The organism is Bordetella ansorpii, assembly GCF_900078705.1.
Lineage (GTDB): Bacteria > Pseudomonadota > Gammaproteobacteria > Burkholderiales > Burkholderiaceae_B > Bordetella > Bordetella ansorpii_A.
Window position 1 is genome coordinate 1,034,584 of the sequence record NZ_FKIF01000007.1, and the last position, 18,133, is coordinate 1,052,716.

Here is an 18,133-nt window from a genome sequence, read left to right on the forward strand (position 1 = left end):
GCCCCGCGCCATGCGCACCGACGTGTTCTGCCGCGTCGTCGACAACTACGGCGACATCGGTGTTTGCTGGCGACTGGCGCGGCGGCTGGCTCACGGACGCGGCTGGCCGGTGCGCCTGTGGGTCGATGACCTGGCCGCCTTCCACCGCATCCAGCCCGACGTGCGGCCCGGCCTGGCGCGCCAGCAGGTGGCCGGCATCGAGATCGTGCACTGGACGCCGCAACCCGACCCGGCGCTGCTCACGCCCGCCGAAGTGGTGATCGAAGCCTTCGCCTGCGACCCGCCCGCCGATTACGTCTCCGCCATGCGGGGCACGCAGCCGGTCTGGATCAATCTGGAATACCTGAGCGCCGAGTCCTGGGTCGAAAGCTGCCACCGCCTGCCCTCGCGCCGTCCGGACGGACTGACGAAGCATTTCTTCTTCCCGGGCTTCACCCCGGCCACCGGCGGCCTGCTGCGGGAACCCGGCCTGTCTGGGCAGCGCGATGCCCTGCAGGCCAGCCGCGCGCACCAGCAGGATTTCCTGCGCGCCCTGGGCCTGGGCCGGGAGGACCTCGGCCTGGTGGCCAGGAACGCGCGCCTGGCCACCCTGTTCTGTTATCCGGACGCCCCTTGGGCCGAACTGGCCGCGGCGCTGGCCGCGGATGCCTCGCACACCCTGTTGCTGGCGCCGCAAGGCGTGGCGCCGGGGCTGGAAGCCGCCGTGCCCCCCGGGGGCCGGTTGCGCGTGGCCCGCGTGCCGTTCGTCGTGCAGGACGATTTCGACCGCCTGCTGTGGTGCGCCGACATCAATTTCGTTCGCGGCGAGGATTCCTTCGTGCGCGCGGCCTGGGCGGCACGGCCGCTGGTATGGCAGATCTATCCGCAGGACGAAGAGGCGCACCTGGAAAAACTGGGGGCGTGGCAGGCACGCTACGCCGCGCCCGAGGCCGCGCAGACCCTGGTCCGGGCCTGGAACGCCGACGCATCCGCCGTGCCCTGGGCGCTGGCCCGCGCGCTGGCCGAACCGGCCTGGCAGGACTGGCGGCGGTCGGCCCGGCAATGGGATGCCAACCTGGAGGAACATCCCGATCTGGCCGATAACCTCGCCGATTTCTGCGCAGAACTGGCCAGGACGCGCTAGAATAGCTGGTTTTCCGAGTTACTTTGCTCGACGGATTCTCCGCCGAGCCTGGGCTCAAATTTCACAGCCTCCCGGGGCGCCGAAACCTCAAGCAGGAACCCGCCGCTGGCCTTTGCAACGCGTTTGCACACCGCTGGCGGAAGCGGTCGCCCGTGCGAATTTCGCGCAAGCACGGTGAGTGCGCATTTTCCCCCGGAGTTTTAATCGATGAAAACCGCTCAGGAATTGCGGGTCGGCAACGTGGTCATGGTGGGCAAAGACCCGCTGGTGGTCCAGAAGGCCGAATACAACAAGTCGGGCCGTAACGCGGCCGTGGTCAAGCTGAAGTTCAAGAACCTGCTGAACGGTTCGAACAGCGAATCGGTCTACAAGGCCGACGAAAAGTTCGAAGTCGTCATGCTCGAACGCAAGGAGTGCACGTACTCCTACTTCGGCGATCCCATGTACGTCTTCATGGACGACGAGTACAACCAGTACGAAATCGAAGCCGACAGCATGGGCGACGCCCTGAACTACCTCGAAGAAGCCATGCCGGTCGAAGTGGTGTTCTACGACGGCCGCGCCATCTCGGTCGAACTGCCCACCATCCTGGTCCGCGAAATCACCTACACCGAACCGGCCGTCCGTGGCGACACCTCGGGCAAGGTGCTCAAGCCCGCCAAGATCAATACCGGCTACGAACTGAACGTGCCGCTGTTCTGCGCCATCGGCGACAAGATCGAAATCGATACGCGTACCAACGAGTACCGCAGCCGCGTCAACTGATTTCCCGCCCTCGGACCCGCCAGGCGCGGGCCCGGGCGTGCCTCGAGCGGCATCGCGCAAGAAAGCCCTGGACCACACGGTTCCAGGGCTTTTTCATTTCCGGCTTGCGCATGGCCGGCGGCGTTTTACGTTTTACTGCAGGCGATCGTCGTCCAGGAAGGCGGGCACCGACATGACGTCGATACCGTCTTCGGCCAGCGAGGCCCGTTCCTCGGGCGTGGCCACGCCGCGGATGGGGCGCTCGTCGGCATCGCCTTGGTGGATGCGGCGGGCCTCCTCGGCGAAGCGCGTGCCCACGTTCTCGGTGTTGCGGATCAGCTCGCGCACCTGCCGCATGACCTGGGCCTGCAATACGGACATCGGTATGCTGCCCACCCCCTGGGCCGGCGCTTGCGCCGACGCGGGCTGGTGCAGGTGCGCGACGTTCAGGTGCGGCGCGGACAGCCGCTTGACGATCTCGTTGGAGTCGCACACGGGACACGTTACGAGGCCACGCGAACGTTGCGCGTCGTAGTCGTCGTGCGAACCGAACCAGCCCTCGAAAACGTGGCCGTGCTCGCACTGCAGATCGAAAACTTTCAGAGCCATGGCGGGTATATGAAGCCGATCGGCAAGAATACAAGATTGCCGGGCGGCGCGGCGCTGCCGGTCCGGATAGACAAAGGGCGCCCCCGGGGCGCCCTGTGCGGGAACGGCGATGATCAGTTGCGGCGCGGCGCCGCCTTCTTGCCCACGCGCTCCTGTTCGGCCTGCAGTTCGTCGATCTGGCGCTGCAGCGCGCGCAACTGGGCACGCGTGTCCTGGCGCTGTTCGGCCAGCGCATCGCGCTCCTGGCGCAATTGGGCCTGGCGATCGGCGACCACCTGTTCCTGCTGCTGGCGCAGGGCCTGGTCGGCCCGCAACACGCTCAGTTGGCGGCTACGCTCGGCCAGTTGCTTCTCGGCGTTGCCGTTCTCGGCCTGCAGGCGGATGCGCTGCAGATCGACGGCGGCCAAATCGGCGGCCTGTTCGACGAACGCGCGGTAGGTCGCTTCGGCCTGCGGCTGCGAGACCGTTTTCACCACACGCCAGAAATCACGCTGTTGGAACAACGCGACGTAATACTGCATGTCGTCCGCCTTGAACAACAGGCTGGCGCCATAACTGCCGTTGTAGGTGGTGCGCAGTTCGGTCACCTGGCGGTTCTGGATCAGGCCCTGCAGTTCGGCGACCGTGGTCGGTGCGGCGGGCGGTTCGGCGGCGGCCGAAGGTGCTGGCGTCGGAGGAGCCGGCGGTGTCACCGGCGCCGAGGCGGCTTTATTGTCGGTCTCGACCTGCTTGACCACGGGTTGCGGCTCGCTTTGCTGCTTGGCGCCGGCGCAGGCCGCAAGGCTTGCAAGCGCCGCGCAGCTCATGGCCAGACGCAAGGAGGGACCGAGTTGTTGGATATTCATGCCTTCCTCTTAGCAATAATCCTTTAACTATAGCAACTTAATACTATATTTCTAATCCGTATTGGCACGGATTTTGCAGAAAAGACGCGCTCAGAGCTCGGTCACTCCGTCCGCGGTCTCGGCCAGGGCTTCGCCCAGCCGCAATTTACGCATTTTTTCCCATAGCACCTTGCGGCTGATTCCCAACTGATGGGCCGTATCCTGCCGGCGCCAGCCATTGGCTTCCAGCGCGGCGAGTATACGCTCCCGCTCGGCTTTTTCGGCGGGGCCGAGCGCCGCGGGCGCGGGCTCCAGCGCGGCGCAGGGCGCGGCAAGGGCCTGCTGGTGCCGGTCCAGGATCTGTTCGAGGCGGTCGCGGCTCCACTCTCCCAACTGGCGGCGCACGATGGCCACGCGCTCGGCCAGATTCGACAACTCGCGCACATTGCCGGGGAATCGCAGTCCGGCCACGCGCTGCAACAGCCAATCGGGCGGATTATCGTCACCCGCGCCCTGCTGGGCCAGCAGCGACGTGAAAATCGCGATTTTCTCCTGCGGACCGCGTTCTTCCAGATTGGGAATACGCAGTTCGATCACCGCCAGGCGGTAATAGAGATCGGCGCGGAACTCGCCCCGGGCCACCAGGCCGCGCAGGTCCTTGTTGGTGGCCGCCACCAGGCGGAACTCCACCGGCACTTCCATCGTCGAGCCCAGCCGCGTCACCGTGTTCTGCTCCAGCACGCGCAGCAGCTTCACCTGCTGGTAGAGCGGCAGATCGCCGATTTCGTCCAGGAACAGGGTGCCGCCGCTGGCCTGCTCGAAATACCCCTTGTGCGCGCCCACCGCGCCGGTGAACGCGCCCTTGGCGTGACCGAAGAAATGTGCCTCGAACAGCCCTTCCGGAATGGCGCCGCAATTGACCGCCACGAATGGCCCGCGCGACCAGGACGACTCGTCGTGCAGCAGGCGCGCGATGCGCTCCTTGCCCACCCCGGTCTCGCCGTTGACCATCACGTTGGCGCGGCAGTCGGCGAACATGCGGGCCTCGTTCAGCATGTCGCGCATCACGGCCGACACCGCCACCAGCGTCGGCGTGGGGCGCTGTTCGGGCATGCTGGCGGCCCGGGCCACGCCGGCCAGGCGGAACAGCAGGCGCCGCAACTCGGCGCCGTTGAACGACAGCGGCAACGTGTACGAGTAAGCGGGCGCGTAATAGCGCGGATCGGGATTGCGGTCTTCCGAGGCCACCCAGATCACCGGAATGCCCTGTGCGGCCAGCCAGTCGAAACCCGAGAAACGCGAGTCGCTCATCACGGTGACGGACACCAGCGCGACGGCCGGCCGCGCGGCGTCGCGCTGCGGCGCAATGCCGCTGGCGGCATCGAAGTGCACGATGGTGGCGTCGTACCCCGCCAGGAAGCGCTCGGCGCGAAAGGCGATGTCCGAAGCGCCTTCCCACACGTACACGTCCAGGCCGTCGACGCCCTGCGGGTTGATGGCCTCGGTCATGCGCCGCGCCCACCGCGCGTGTCAATAAACAAGCTGCACCTCATTGCCGTTGCATTGCAGGGACATCAACTTGACGTCGGTCTGGCCGACCTGCAGTCCGATGACGTTCTCGACCACTGGTTTGATGATGCTCGTACCGATACTGTTCAACGGTTGCTGCAGCGCGCCCAGCACCAGGCCGGCCAGGGCGACCACGGCGTTGGGGGGATTGCCCACGGCGGGCGCGCTGGCGTTCTGCGCCAGGGTATTGGACAGCGTATTGATGCAGCCGGCCTGGGACCCCGTCAGCGCCGACGAGCACGGCCCCAGGCCCAACGCCTCCGTCACCTGGGTCAGCGTACTGCCCACCGTGCCGAGCAGGCCGCCCACGATGCCGCCCACATTGCCGACCAGGCCCGCGACGTTCAGCGTGACCAGATTGCCCACCAGCCCCAGCGTATTGGACGTCAGGCCGCCCAGGAAGCCGCCCAGGCCCGAGGTGGAAGCCGAGATGGCCTGCAGCGCGGCCTGCTGCCGCTGCCCGCGGCACGCGGCGGCGGAAGACGAGATGCCGTCCGCGTTGCATGGGTACTGCATGGCGGTGTCCTGCCAATACTTGGTGGCCAGTTGGTTGCGCAGCTGCGTGTTCTGCGCGCCGCTGAGGTTCTGTCCGCCCTGCAGGCTGCTGCCCAGCAGGGCGGACAGCAGCGCGTCGGTCACGTTCTTCAAGGTGTCGCCGATCAACAGCGGATTGCCCGTGGCCGGAATCTGCCGGGTCTGGCCCACGTAGAAATCGGCCGACCCGTTGGCGGGCAACGCCTCCACGGCCAGCTTGGTGTTCAGCGTGGCCAGATTGACACCGCCCAGAATGCCGAGCTGCAGCATCTGCTTGTTGGTCAGCCCCTGGTCGCAACTGGCGGAGGTCGAGAACGGCCAGTTGGCCCCCGCACCCGCTGGCGGGCCGCCGACGCAGACCTTCAGGATGGAGGACTGCACCGCGATGTTGGCCAGATCGCGATCGGACGAATCGCGCGCCTGGCACAGGCTCTGCAGGATGCCCTTGCCGTCCACCAGATCGACCACGATGGGCAGGTCGAGGTTCAGGTTGATCAGTCCGCCGAGCAACGACGGCGTATTGACCTTGATGGGCACGTACAGCCGGACCTGCGCGGTGTACGCGGTGGCGCCCACGCCGCCGATGGCGATCGACGGCGGTTCGATCACGCTGAACTGCGGCCTGACCGAGATACCCAGGAAATCGAATGACAGCGTGGAGGCGATGGCGTGCCCGCCGGTGCCGACGCCGATGGCCGTGCCGATCAGGTCCAGCACGTTCACTTCGGCGTTCAAGGCCGCCTGGGCGGTGGGCGCGACGATTTTCGTGAACAGGCTGGAGGCGCGGCCATCCTGGTTGGAGCCCAGTTGCACCTGGAGATTGCTCACGCCCAACTGGGTCTGGATGGCGTTCAGCAATCCAACGTTGGCCGCCAGCAACTCGCCGTGGCCGGCCACGGTCACCGCCGCATCCAGCAGCGCGCTCAGCGGACGGGTCTGCGCCGCCAGCAACTGGTTGAGGTCGGCCACGGAGATATTGGCGGGCACGTCGATGCCCAACTGGTTCAAGAGGCCGGCGGGCGTGATTTTCACGTTGGCCAGCCCCGAGTCATACCCCACCAGCGCGGTGCCCGCGATGTTCAGGCCCACCCCGCGCAGCAGGTTCGTCAGCACCGCGCCGTTCTCGGCGGTGGCCAGGCGGGTGCCGACCGAGAAGGCCGCGATGGGTTCGGCGGGACGCGCGCCGACCGCCTCGGCGTATAGCGTGACCCCCTCCGTGAACGGGAACAGGGACGGCGCGGTGGTGGACAGATTGATGCTGACCGCGTTGTAGCGTTCGCCGGCGCCGATGTCGGCGCTTCGGATGTAGCGTGGCGCCAGCGCGGCGTTCTTGCCGTCCCAGCGCACGCAGGCGACCTGGGGCGTGCCCACGTCCCGCATGTTGGCCGTGATGGCGGAACGCGCGGCCGTGACGGCCGCGGCGCATTCCGTCGCCCCGCCGCCCGCCAGCACCTGGGCCGCCGTCAACGCCGCCATGTCCACCGTCTTCTGCAACTCGCGCTTCAGGTAGAACGCATAGCCCAACTGCACGCCCCACAACAGCACCATTCCCAGCAGGATCGCCATCGCGGCGGGAATGAGGATCGAGCCGCGCTGGCGGCGCGGCAGGCGTGGGAAGCGCATGTGCGGCATGATGAGGCGTCTCCTCGTGCGGCCTTATTGGGACAGGCCGCCAGAACCGCCGCTCTTGGAGACGCGCTCGCCGAACCACTGCGGGATCGGGTGCTCGAAGCTCTTCATGTAGCGGTTCCAGGCGGCAGTGGCAACCGGACCTTGCAGCGGCTGGCCCGGCCCCGCCCGCAGGCCGGCGGCCTGCAGGCCGACCAGTCCGCGCGTGATGTCGCCGAACTGCTCTTCGCGAGGAGCCTCCTGCGCGGCCGGCGTGGCGGATGGCGCGGCCTGGGCCACGGCGGCGGACGCAGCCGCCGGCGCAGCCGCGGCGGGCGCCGCCGCCTCCTGCACCTGGCGCACCACCGGACGACCCGCGGGCGTCTGGCCGGCCGGCGCGACCGGTTGCGCCTGTGCCACGGGCGGCGTTGCCGCCGTCCCGGTCACAGGCTGCTGCTGCGCGGCTGCGCCGCCGGCGGCCAGCAGACCGATCGCCGCCAGCAGGGATACACGGAGGGGGGGGTGCATGATCGTCTCCTGGAATCGGGTGGTCATTGCGTGACGGGCGGATTGCCGAAACTGTTCATCACCGGCCCCTGGCGGCTGAGCACGGGCATGACCATGCCGTCCCGCCGGTCCATCGACGCGGTGGAGCGCGGCGCAGGTGGCGCCAGGGCCGCTTCCGCCGTTGCCTCGGCGGCGGACGTATTGCGCACGACCGGACGTCCCGCGGCGGAGGCCGCAGCCGGCGCGGCCGAGGCAACGGGCGTGGCGGCAGGCGCGCGAACCTGCGCGGCCAGCTGCTGCACCTGATGGCGCGCTTCGTTGCCGAGATTGGCCCGGTCCATGACCTGCCGCGCGCCGGCAGGGTCGCCCTCGACCAGCAGCAGCAGCGCCAGATTGGCCAGGATCTTCGCATTGCCGGGCGCCAGTTCGGCGGCCTGGCCCAGCGGCACGCGCGCCTGCCGGGAATCGCCCGCGCGCAGCAACGCGTAACCCAGGTCGCTGAGATACTGCGCATCGGTGGGCCGCAGTTGCGCGGCGCGGCGCAGATGCTGCGCGGCCTGTCCGAAATCGCCCTGCATGCCGGCCAACAGTCCCAGGCCATGCCAGGCGCGAGCCGCCTCCGGCCCGCTGGTCAGCGCGCGATAGGCCTGCTCGCTGGCCTGTGGCTGCCCGGTCTTGCGCAGCGCGTCGGCGCGCATGGCGGACGCCTCGGGGACATCGCCGAAGGTCTGCCGATAGGCATCCAGATAAGCCAGCGACGCGAAGAAACGGCCCTCTTCCTGTTCCTTGCGGATCAGGGACAGCGCCATCTGGGGACGCGACGCGGCGCGCTGGCTGGCGGCGTCGTCTTCCATGCGCGCCATGGCCTGCTCTTCTTCCTGCTGCCGCATCAGTTGGCGCGCACTCTCCGCCCGGTTGGCCTGGCAACCGGGCAGCACGAGCGCCGCGGCCAGGGCAAGCAACGCCACCCGTCCCTTGCGGACATCGGAAAACATCCTCTGCATCATCCCCCTCCCGACACGCGCGACAGGCCGCGCAACAACGCGACGAAACCCGATCCGCCCGTGATGATGATCAACGCTGGCAGCAGCGTGATCACCATCACGCCGGTCATCTTCACCGTCATGCGGGCCACGCGCGCTTTCAGATCCAGCTTGCGGCGCTCGCGCACGCGTTCGCCGAACCGCGCCAGCGGTTCCTGCACCGCGCCGCCATGCTTGTCGACCTGCACGATCAGGCGGCAGATGGCCGCCAGGTCGTCGTTATCGAAACCTTGCGCCAGGCGCGCCAGCGACTGATCGCGGGTGCGGCCGCGTGCGTACTGGTCGATGGCGGCCTTCAATTCGAGCCCCAGCACCGGCAGCGTGGAGCGGAAATCGGTCACCAGGATGTGCAGGGTCTGGTCGATGGAAAGTCCGACGCCCTGCAGCAGCCGGATCAGGTCGATCAGCAGGGGAAGCTCTTCCTCGGCGCACTCCTTGCGGCGCGAGACCCGGCGCTTGAGCCACCACTTGGGCGCCATCCAGCCCAGGGCGAAACCGATGAAGGCCACGCACAGTTCCATCGCCAGCGACAGGCTGGAAAAGCCCGCACTGGCGGCCAGCCACAGGCCCAAGGGCAGCACGATGGCGCAGACGAAGCGGCCGAAGACGAACAACGCGCGCGCCCGCGCCCCGTCCTCGAATCCAGCCAGCTCCACCAGCCTGCGGTCTTCCGCGTCCAGCAAGGACTGGCCCATGCGGCCGGTGCCGAGCTTCTGGCCGGCCTGCTCGGCCTTGCTGGCCATGGCCGCCACGCGTCCCACCGGCACCTCGGCCGCCAGCGCCGGCTGGCCCTCGCGCGCGGCCAGGGCACGCTCGACCACCTGCCGGCTGCGGTCCTGCCGGCCCGCCCGCACCACGATGGCGACGGTCAGCCCGATCATCAGCGCCATCACGGCCAGCAGGCCGCCGATCAGGTAGGTGCGCAACGTCGCGTCGTTCAGCACACTGTCCATCGCCGCCCCTACACCGCTCGCGCCATGCGATACAGCCAATACGAACCGCCGATCTGCAGGCCGGCGGCCACCAGCAGCATCCGGAACCCCAGCGGATCGTTCCACATCCCCACGAACAGCGCGTTGTTGAAGGTGATGATGAACAAGCCCAGCCCGATCGGCAGCAGCGCCAGGATCCAGGCCGACAGACGGATCTCCGCCGACAGCGCGGTCAACTCATCGCGTGCGTGCTCCAGGTCGCGCATGAAGCCCGCCATGCGTTCCAGCACCTGGTCGCTGCGGCCGCCGAAGCGCAGGGCCAGCGAGATCACCGCCGAGACCAGGAACAGTTCGCGCAGGCCGTACTGGCGCGACACCTGCAGCAGCGACGCATCCAGGTCCTTGCCGGAACGCGACAGGGCATCGGCACGCTGCAGTACTTCGAGCAAGGGATCGTCGATGTTCGCCAGGCCGCCCTGGAACGCCGCATTCACGCTGTTGCCGATGGTGATCAGCCGCACGACGGCATCCAGGAACGCCGGCAATTGCGAGACCATGCGCCGCTTGCGGCGATCCGCCTTGTACCAGATGCGGAAGTACGACAGCACGACCGTCAGGCCCAGCGCCGCGCCCGCGGAAAACCAGCCGCCGAACAGCCAGGCCAGCACGGGAATGACCACGACGGGCAGGATCAGCACGAGGTAGAAGCGCGCATCGGGCCGCAGCCCGGCCTGCAGGAGCAGGCGCGCCCACGCCCCGCCGCCCTGCGGCACGTAACGGCCCTCGAAGCCGGCGGAAGCCGCGCCTTCGGCGGCCGCGCGCGTCTCCAGCCGCTTGGTCAGGAATGCCGACTGCGCGGAATGACGGGCATCCGCGCCCGCGCGGCGCAGCAACAGGACCGCGCCGCCCAGCAGCAGCACCGACATCAGTACCAGGACCAGGGCCATGCCCATCAGCGCCTCCGCCCCCAGAAACCGCCGCCACCGTTATTGTCGGGTTCGGCGGGCGGCGCATCGGGCGGCATGCCACGCAGCTCGTTGCGCACGCGCGCCAGCTTGGGCGTGTGCGGCAGGATGCCCAGGCTGACCCAGTTGTCCTTCTCTTCGCCATCCGGCGCCATGAAGGGCTCGTAGCGATACAGTTCCTGCGTGGCGATGACGTTGTCGCCCATGCCCGTGACTTCGGTGATGGACGTCACGCGGCGCTTGCCGCTGGGCAGTCGCCCGATCTGCACGATGAAATCCAGCGCGCTGGCGATCTGCCGGCGCAGGCTGTCCTCGCTGCCCTGGAAGCCCGCGAAGCCCGCCAGCATCTCGATCCGGTACAGGCATTCGCGCGGCGAGTTGGCATGGATGGTGGCCATCGAGCCTTCGTGGCCGGTGTTCATGGCCTGCAGCATGTCCATGACCTCGGCGCCGCGCACTTCCCCCACCACCACGCGGTCGGGACGCATCCGCAGGCTGTTGCGGATCAGGTCGCGGATGGTGACCGCGCCCGCGCCGTCGAAGCCCCCCTGCCGCGACTCCAGCCGCACCACGTGCGGATGGTTCAGCGACAGTTCGGCGGTGTCCTCCACCGTGACCACGCGCTCGTACTCGGGAATGAAGAAAGCCAGCGCGTTCAGCAGCGACGTCTTGCCCGAACTGGTGCCACCGGACACCAGCACATTGCAACGGTTGCGCACGGCGGCATTGAGCAGGCGGAAGACTTCTTCGTTGAAAGTGCCCAGCGTCAGCAGGTCGTTGGGCTTGAGCGGATCCTGGCGGAATTTCCGGATCGACACCATCGGCCCGTCCACGGCCAGAGGCTCGATCACCACGTTCAGGCGCCCGCCATCCGGCAGGCGCGCGTCGACCATGGGGCTGGACTCGTCCAGCCGGCGGCCCAGCGGCGCCAGGATGCGGCGCACGATGCGCAGCACGTGCTGGTTGTCGGAAAAGCGCAGGCTTTCCCGGGCCAGCACACCGCGGCGCGACACGAAGACATTGTTGTAGCCGTTGATCAGGATGTCTTCCACGGCCACGTCGGCCAGCAGGTCTTCCAGCGGACCCAAGCCGGCCAGTTCCTTGGTCAGCGCGGCGGAGACCTGCTGCATCTCGCCTTCGTTGATGGGCACGCGGCGCAGCCTCACGAAGCTGGCGACTTCGAGGTCGACGAACTCCTGGATGGCGGTGCGCGTCCAACGGCCGAACTCGGCGCCCAGCTCTTCGATGCGCGACAGCAGGTGCTCGTACGCCAGGTTCTTCACGTCCTGGAAACGCTGGCTGGCGGCGAACTGCCCGTCCGCGGCCGGAGCGTTGGCGCCGAACTCCATCGATGACATCATGATCGCGATCCCCGTTTATTCCGGTGCCATGCGTTTGTGGACTCCTGGCAGCCAGGTCGCCAGCCACCCGGACGACGAACGCGCGCCCGGCGAGGCCGTGCCGTCGGCCGCCATCAGGTGCTCGACCAATTGCTGCACGGCGCGCACGTACACGTCGCGCTCGGCCTGCTCATGCAGCAGATGGCCCTGATTCAGGCAAGCCATCAGCGGCAGCGTGCGGTCGGGCAGCGTGCCTGCCAGCTTCACGCCGAACCGCTCGGCGATCTGCACCGCCGTCATGCCATAACGCTCGTCATAGCGGTTCACCACCAGCTTCAGGGTGGACTTGTCGACGTGGTGGCGTTCGAGTTCGCGCATGGAATCCGCCAGCGCGACCAACGCGCTGACGCTCTGGTCCGTCACCAGCCAGACCTCTGCACAGGCGCGCGCCAGCTTGGCGACGAACTCCGGATCGGGGCAGCCGCCCGCGTCGGTCAGCAACATGCCGCAATGCTGGCGCAGGCGCTCGAACAGCATCAGCGAATCGGACGGCGATACCGAGCGCATCTGGGCCAGGTCGCGCGGCAAAGCGATGGCGCTGATGCCCGACGCGGTATGCGCCAGCGCGGAATTGAGCAGCGTGCCGTCCAGGCGATTCAGGTTGCGCACGCCTTCGGCGAAGTCGAAGTCGCTGCTGACGTTCAGGTACAGCAGGCAGTCGCCGATGGGATAGCCGAGGTCCAGCACGCCCACGCGGTCGGACAGCGGCAGTTGCGCAGCCATCACTTCGCCGGGCTTGGCGGGCTTGCCGGAAGGATCGCGATGGCGGCCCAGCGCCGATTGCGCCAGGCGTTCCTGCATCAGTCCCGCGGCATGGACGGCCAGCGTGCTGGTGCCCACGCCAGGCCGCGCGCCCACCAGCAACACGCTGCGCTGGCCGGCATGGCCAGGTTCGGACCGGCGCGCGGCGATCAGCCGCTGCACCACGCCGCGCACCTCCTCGGGCGACACCGACGGGTCGACGAAATCGCTGACGCCGGCGCGCAGCGCGGCGATGGCGCCATCGGGCTGGCTCACATAGCCCACGGCCACCCGCGGAATCGAAGGGGCCACGCGCGCAAGGATGCGCGCCAGATCGGCCGAGGCCAGCAGCCGGCCGGGATCGGAGGGATTCAAGGTGAAGTCCAGGAACGCGACCTGCGGGTTGATGTCCGCCAGGCGCTGGGCCAGCGTATCCACCGACGGCGACTCCTGCACCAGCAGGCCGAGATCGCCGATCGCCTGCCCCAGCTGCTGCGCCACGGTACTGTTACCGGAGCAGAACAGGAAGCAAGTGGCCTTGTCCAGGGCAACGCCTTCTCGGGCATGTGTTTTCATGGGCATCACTGTGAAAAACCGGGCATCTTCTCGTCGCTGACCCATGGGCCGAGCAGATAGTTGCCCCAGGCGTTGAAAGCGGAATCGGTGCGTTCCTGGCGCGCCCCGGGCATCGGCAAGGCCACGCCGCGCGCGATGGGCCGCACCAGGCGCGGCGTCACGACGATGATCAGTTCGCGTTCGTCCTGCGAGTACTGGACGTTGCGAAAGAAGCTGCCGATGATGGGCAGGTCGCCCAGCAGCGGAATCTTGTTGACGTTGGCGCGCGTGTTGCGCGAGACCAGGCCGGAAATGATGTAGCTTTCCCCGTCGCCCAGCTCGACCATGGTGTCGGCCTTGCGCGTGCGCAGCGCGGGGATCACCGTGGTGTTGTCATTGTTGAAGATGGTGATGCCGTTGGCGTAGTCCAGCTCGCTGGCCTCCGGCGCCACCTTCAGCGCGATGCGATCGCGCGAAATCACGGTGGGAGCCACCGTCAGGCCGATGCCGAAGGGCTTGTAGACCACGTTCTGCGTGCCCAGTCCGCCCGACTCCGGCACCGGGATCTCGCCGCCCGCCAGGAAGCTGGCGCTCTGCCCCGACATCGCGACCAGCGTCGGCTCGGCCAGCACGCGCGCCAGGCCGTTGGTCTGCAACAGCCGCAGCGAGGCGTTGAAGTTGCGCGTGGCGTAATTCAGGGCGCCGAAGAAGCCTCCCGACGCCAGATCGGGCGCCAGCTGCACATTGCCCGTCCAGGGACCGTTGCTGCCCGCCGTGAAGTTGAGGCCGATGTCCTTCATCACCGAGCGCGACACCTCGACGACCTTCACCTCGACCTGCACGACGCCGCTGGTGTTGATGACCGACATGTCGACGACCTTGTCCTCGCCGCCCCCCGCCGCCGCGGCGGCCGAGGCGGCGCCGCGGTGCAGGTCGGCCGAAGGCGCCGTCCCCGTCACCAGGCCGTAGCCGCCAGCGGCGTCCACATTGGCGCCCATCGCCACGCCGCGCTGCGCGAGCGCCGCGGCGACGTCGGAGGCCACGCGCACGGTCCAGACCTCGGGTGCGCGAGCGCCACGCGTCCAGATCCGCACCTCGGTCGTGCCGGCCCGGCGGCCGATCAGCATCACCTCGCCAGGGCGGTTCACGCCCGGCGGCAACACCTTCACATCCGCCACTTCAGGATCGCCCACGGCCACGCGGGTCGGCGTGGACGTCAGCGGCAGCGGCTGCTGGCCCTTGACCGTCAGCGTGACCTCACGCGGGGCCACGGGCGCCGCTGCCGCGGGCGCCGCCGCGCCGCGCGGCTGGGCCGCCATCGCCAGGTGTCCGGAAAACGCGCAGGCGCCCAGCCCCGCCAAGAGGAATCCACGCCCGACGATCTGTACTGTTTTCATGCGGCTCTGCTCGTTCGAATTGAGAAAGTCCATGGGGAAGATGCCGATCAGTAGCGCACGGACTGCACATCGGTACCGCGAACCACCTCGATACTGCGGCCGCCCCCCGAGGCAGCGGCGGGACGCGGGCGCGGCCTGGATTCGGGAGCGGGCGGCGGACCGGCCAGTTGCGGCAGCACTTCGCCCGCATAGGCGGCATTGACCGGATCCTTCGCCTGCGCCTGCTGCTCGGCGGTCAGGCCCGGCCTGGCGGCCAGCACCGGCATGCGCGCCGGGAACAGGTCCGGATCGGGCATCGCCTCGTCCTGCGGCGCGCGCAACGCCATCTGCAGGCGGCCGGACTTGGCCGCCAGCAGCAATTCATTGACCTTGTCCACCGGCACGGCCAGCACCGCGTTGCGTGGCGCGGGCGGAGGCGAGCGCGACTGGCCGGCCGCACTGGCCTGCTCTTCGCCGGCGGGCGGGCCATCCACCGACTTCAGCCCATAGGCCAGCACCCTCACGCGAGACTGCAGCAGGCGGGTCTGCGTTCCGGGGACCTCGGCCCCGCGATCCAGGACAAAGAAAAGATCGACCACGTCACCGGGCAGCACCCGGTTCTGCACGCCGCTGGTCTCATCGACCGGGATCGTCACGGCGCGCTCGCCGGGCTGCAGGTAGCGTGCCAATCCCTTGGACAGCAGGGCATCGCCCAGCGGCTGCCCCGCGGCAATGTCCAGCCGCGCGTATTCCCCGACCAGCTTGTCGGTGGTGGCGTAGGCCTGGGTAGGCTGCGTCTGCCATTGCTCGATCTTCAGGGCGTCGGCGGCGATACGCTGGCCAGCGGGAATCGCCCGGGCTGCCACCACCACCGGAAAGGTGGCGCGCGCGGGGGCGGCGGCGGGCTGCGCCACGGGCGGCGGCGCGGGCGGGGACTGCGTGGCCAGGCGATAGGCCAGGAACCCCAGAGCCACCGCCAGGATGACCAGCAGGGCAGCGGCGATCTTGGTGACGGTACTCATGTTGCGGGCTCCTGCGGGACCTGTGGAATCTGGACGACGGCATTGGCCGTGAGCGAAGACGGAAACCAGGTGGAACTGCCGGACAGCGCCTGCGACAGATTGCGCATGGTCGCCATCAACGGCCAGCCCGCGGGGTCATACGCCACCTGGACACGTACGCAAGGCGCCGCCACCGCGGCCGCCATGGTCCACGTGCACGGCCCGAAGGTGGGGGTGCAGCCGATGCGCTGCGCGCCGTCGGCATCGGTATCCGAGAATCGCAACGCTTCGCGACGCACGCTCAGGCACGCCAGCGACTCGAGCGCCGTACGGCGCAGCTCGCCTTGCTGAGCGGCCAGCAGCACCGCGTGCGCGCCCTCTCCCGCCGCCTTGGTCAGCTTCTGCTGCATCCAGAACACGACGCCATAGCCGATCAGTCCAACCATCAGCATCAGCAGCACCGTGATCGTCAGCGCGAATTCGATGGCGGCCGCGCCACGCTGGCGGCGCAAGGAAGGGGAAACCGGACATCCGCGCGGGCGCATGTCAGCTCGCCGCGGGTTGGTCAGCCTGTCCTCCGATGCGCACCGAGGCGCGGGAAGACAGGCGATCGGGAACCAGGACGCCCATGCCGGGCAGCAAAGGCACCAGGGGGAACGAGCCATAGGCGTAGCTGACCATGACCTCGATCTGATCGGCCTCCAGCGGCACCCCGCTGCACGCGCCGCTGCCGCTGAGCAGACCGGCCGGGCCGCACACCGTGACCACTGCCGGGCTGCCACCCATCCGGCCGACCCAATCCGCCTGCAGGCCGGCATTGGACGCGGCCAGGCTGGCACGCAGCGGCAATTGCCGCCCGCCCTGCCAGTACAACGCGCTACGCGCGCCTTCTTCGGCGGCGTAGTTCAACTGCTGTTGAGCGGCGAAGACGAAGCCGTAGGTCAGAAGACCGTAGACAACCAGGAAGAACACCATGAACACCATGGCGAACTCGACGGCATAAGCGCCAGACTGGCGGCGACCAACGCCAGATAGGCGGCGTAGGGAACGCCACGCCGCGATCGGCGAGGATTGCGAGCGACCTGGAACCCCTGCGCCAGGGCATGCAGCCCGCAGGGTATGGCGCTGAACACCAGCACCATCAGCCAGGGCCAGATCCCCAGCACGAGGCCGAGCACGGCCAGATATTTGACGTCCCCGGCCCCCATCAGGCGCAGTTTCCAGAAGACGACGAACAGAAGGCCGAGCGCGAAAGCGGTCAGCGCATCGGAAAAGCCCTGCGCACCGACGCCAGGCGGCGCGTCCGATACGGCGTGCGCGGTCAGCCAGAGCAGTTGCGCGAACAGGCCACAGAGCACGAGTGCGTTCGGCACCCGGCGCCAACGCAGGTCGCACCAGATCACTGCCACGTTGAAGGCGAGAAAGACTGCCCACCATACGATCTCCCTCAACAAGAGGTGCTCCACCTTCTATCGCTTGCGGAGCCCGCGCGCATGCGGACAGGCACGCCGAACTCCACAATGCGAGATGCTCAACACAACCATGCCGTGAATGAAAAAGCCAGGTCAACGGCAGTCAGGTGGTTGCGATCAACTGGTGCCACCGCCACCGCCGCCGTCACCGCCGCCACCTTCCGATGCCGGCGAAAGTTTTTCATTGATGGTTGTGAAGATGCCGTTGAGCGTGCCGCCCAAATTGGTCACGGCGACGACGATGACCACAGCGATCAGGCCCGCAATGAGGCCATACTCGATGGCGGTGGCGCCCTCCTCGTCTTGCCAGAAAGCTTTCAATTGAGCATACATACGTAATACCTCCAAGAGACACGGAAACGACCCGCAGGTACAGGTCCTGGAACACCGGCTCGCGGCGCTGCGGTTTCGGCCCCATTCCGATTGGCGGCCAGCCACCTGGTTGGGAGTCACGCATAAATCCGTCCGGCATGCGCCGAGACAGGCAGACCAAGGCAGAACGGTTTCCGACCACGATCAAGCACCGCCGCCACGCATAATGCGCGAAGGCGACGGAATTGCTGTAGTCGTATTATTTTTCTGGCGCGGCCCTCAGGCCGCTGCCCCATTGAAATTCATAGTGCATATCCTCCGGAAATCACAATAGTCGGGAGAAGAATCACTAAAAAAGCACGGTCTTGTTTTGAAATGTTTACTCAGTCTTATCTATTTACAGGACAATGACATCAGGGTTTTCCCGCACATTCGCAAGTTTAGGACATTATTTTCTGCAACAGATACTCGCGACAGTATGGTTTTCTTCCATACTCGTCAGAGTCATTCGAATTCTTGCACCAGCGGCGCAACCCTTCATAAGCAAAATCCAATTAATCGCATTAACGCGAAAATTGTCGTTATCCGGCAATGCTGGCAATATTCCGCAACTGCGGCGCAAATCAGTCCCCGAATCCCGCGCATGCCGCAGCGGTGCGTCCTGGCCTGTGCCCGGCGTGCGAGCGCCGCAACCGAATCCGCCATGAACATAGTCTGCGCTGCTACTGTGTTGCGTCTTTCCTCGCTCTGCGTCCTGTTATTGGGATGCACATCCGTCCAGGCCGCGGGGCCATTGCGTGGCAATCCCGTCGACTCTC

The 18,133-nt window shown here is 67.6% G+C and carries 18 protein-coding genes; 2 read left to right on the top strand and 16 right to left on the bottom strand.

The annotated features are described in order from the left end of the window. Nucleotides 1–10 precede the first annotated feature (10 nt). Together earP and efp are read left to right on the top strand one after the other, a co-directional pair. Complete coding sequence (earP, locus tag A6745_RS20335) at nucleotides 11–1,123, top strand: elongation factor P maturation arginine rhamnosyltransferase EarP (protein ID WP_066131153.1); 1,113 nt, start codon at nucleotides 11–13, stop codon at nucleotides 1,121–1,123. Nucleotides 1,124–1,330: 207 nt separating this feature from the next. Then, nucleotides 1,331–1,888, top strand: coding sequence for an elongation factor P (efp, locus tag A6745_RS20340; RefSeq protein WP_066131154.1), 558 nt, complete (start codon nucleotides 1,331–1,333; stop codon nucleotides 1,886–1,888). 132 nt (nucleotides 1,889–2,020) lie between these two features. On the opposite strand, the gene A6745_RS20345 is transcribed toward efp, so the two are convergent. The 16 genes from A6745_RS20345 to A6745_RS20420 all read right to left on the bottom strand — a co-directional run bounded on the left by A6745_RS20345 (nucleotide 2,021) and on the right by A6745_RS20420 (nucleotide 17,336). Then, nucleotides 2,021–2,476 carry a DUF1178 family protein gene (locus A6745_RS20345; protein ID WP_066131157.1) on the bottom strand — a complete coding sequence of 152 codons (456 nt, stop codon included), beginning with the start codon at nucleotides 2,474–2,476 and terminating at the stop codon, nucleotides 2,021–2,023. Between the two features lie 113 nt (nucleotides 2,477–2,589). Further along, nucleotides 2,590–3,321: a DUF2968 domain-containing protein gene (locus tag A6745_RS20350; protein ID WP_066131159.1), complete on the bottom strand. Its 732-nt coding sequence runs from the start codon at nucleotides 3,319–3,321 to the stop codon at nucleotides 2,590–2,592. A gap of 90 nt (nucleotides 3,322–3,411) precedes the next feature. Beyond that, nucleotides 3,412–4,809, bottom strand: coding sequence for a sigma 54-interacting transcriptional regulator (locus A6745_RS20355; protein WP_066131161.1), 1,398 nt, complete (start codon nucleotides 4,807–4,809; stop codon nucleotides 3,412–3,414). A gap of 21 nt (nucleotides 4,810–4,830) precedes the next feature. After that, a complete protein-coding gene (locus A6745_RS20360; protein ID WP_156513459.1) occupies nucleotides 4,831–7,035 on the bottom strand; it encodes a TadG family pilus assembly protein in 2,205 nt (734 codons plus the stop codon). Nucleotides 7,036–7,059: 24 nt separating this feature from the next. Further along, nucleotides 7,060–7,539, bottom strand: a complete 480-nt coding sequence (locus A6745_RS20365; RefSeq protein WP_066131443.1) for a DUF3613 domain-containing protein — start codon at nucleotides 7,537–7,539, stop codon at nucleotides 7,060–7,062. Nucleotides 7,540–7,562: 23 nt separating this feature from the next. Continuing rightward, nucleotides 7,563–8,513, bottom strand: coding sequence for a tetratricopeptide repeat protein (locus A6745_RS20370; RefSeq protein ID WP_066131164.1), 951 nt, complete (start codon nucleotides 8,511–8,513; stop codon nucleotides 7,563–7,565). 8 nt (nucleotides 8,514–8,521) lie between these two features. After that, entirely contained in the window at nucleotides 8,522–9,514 is a 993-nt protein-coding gene (locus A6745_RS20375; RefSeq protein WP_066131167.1) for a type II secretion system F family protein, read from the bottom strand. Between the two features lie 8 nt (nucleotides 9,515–9,522). Beyond that, nucleotides 9,523–10,440 carry a type II secretion system F family protein gene (locus tag A6745_RS20380; RefSeq protein ID WP_082853201.1) on the bottom strand — a complete coding sequence of 306 codons (918 nt, stop codon included), beginning with the start codon at nucleotides 10,438–10,440 and terminating at the stop codon, nucleotides 9,523–9,525. Between the two features lie 5 nt (nucleotides 10,441–10,445). After that, entirely contained in the window at nucleotides 10,446–11,819 is a 1,374-nt protein-coding gene (locus A6745_RS20385) for a CpaF family protein (RefSeq protein ID WP_066131170.1), read from the bottom strand. 15 nt (nucleotides 11,820–11,834) lie between these two features. Further along, nucleotides 11,835–13,184, bottom strand: a complete 1,350-nt coding sequence (locus A6745_RS20390) for a pilus assembly protein CpaE (protein WP_156513461.1) — start codon at nucleotides 13,182–13,184, stop codon at nucleotides 11,835–11,837. Next, on the bottom strand, nucleotides 13,181–14,473 hold the full coding sequence (locus A6745_RS20395; protein ID WP_066131446.1) for a type II and III secretion system protein family protein: 1,293 nt from the start codon (nucleotides 14,471–14,473) through the stop codon (nucleotides 13,181–13,183). The genes A6745_RS20390 and A6745_RS20395 overlap by 4 nt, the downstream gene beginning before the upstream one ends. 125 nt (nucleotides 14,474–14,598) lie before the next feature. Next, complete coding sequence (cpaB, locus tag A6745_RS20400; RefSeq protein ID WP_066131173.1) at nucleotides 14,599–15,552, bottom strand: Flp pilus assembly protein CpaB; 954 nt, start codon at nucleotides 15,550–15,552, stop codon at nucleotides 14,599–14,601. After that, nucleotides 15,549–16,076, bottom strand: a complete 528-nt coding sequence (locus tag A6745_RS20405; protein WP_066131174.1) for a TadE/TadG family type IV pilus assembly protein — start codon at nucleotides 16,074–16,076, stop codon at nucleotides 15,549–15,551. The genes cpaB and A6745_RS20405 overlap by 4 nt, the downstream gene beginning before the upstream one ends. 1 nt (nucleotide 16,077) lies before the next feature. Continuing rightward, the gene (locus A6745_RS29090; RefSeq protein ID WP_197488205.1) at nucleotides 16,078–16,512 is read right to left on the bottom strand and encodes a TadE family protein; all 435 of its coding nucleotides are present in this window, start codon (nucleotides 16,510–16,512) and stop codon (nucleotides 16,078–16,080) included. After that, nucleotides 16,473–16,985 (bottom strand): A24 family peptidase, encoded by a 513-nt coding sequence (locus tag A6745_RS29095; protein WP_231886048.1) that lies wholly within the window; start codon nucleotides 16,983–16,985, stop codon nucleotides 16,473–16,475. The genes A6745_RS29090 and A6745_RS29095 overlap by 40 nt, the downstream gene beginning before the upstream one ends. Before the next feature lie 135 nt (nucleotides 16,986–17,120). After that, nucleotides 17,121–17,336, bottom strand: coding sequence for a Flp family type IVb pilin (locus A6745_RS20420; RefSeq protein ID WP_066131176.1), 216 nt, complete (start codon nucleotides 17,334–17,336; stop codon nucleotides 17,121–17,123). Nucleotides 17,337–18,133 lie beyond the last annotated feature (797 nt).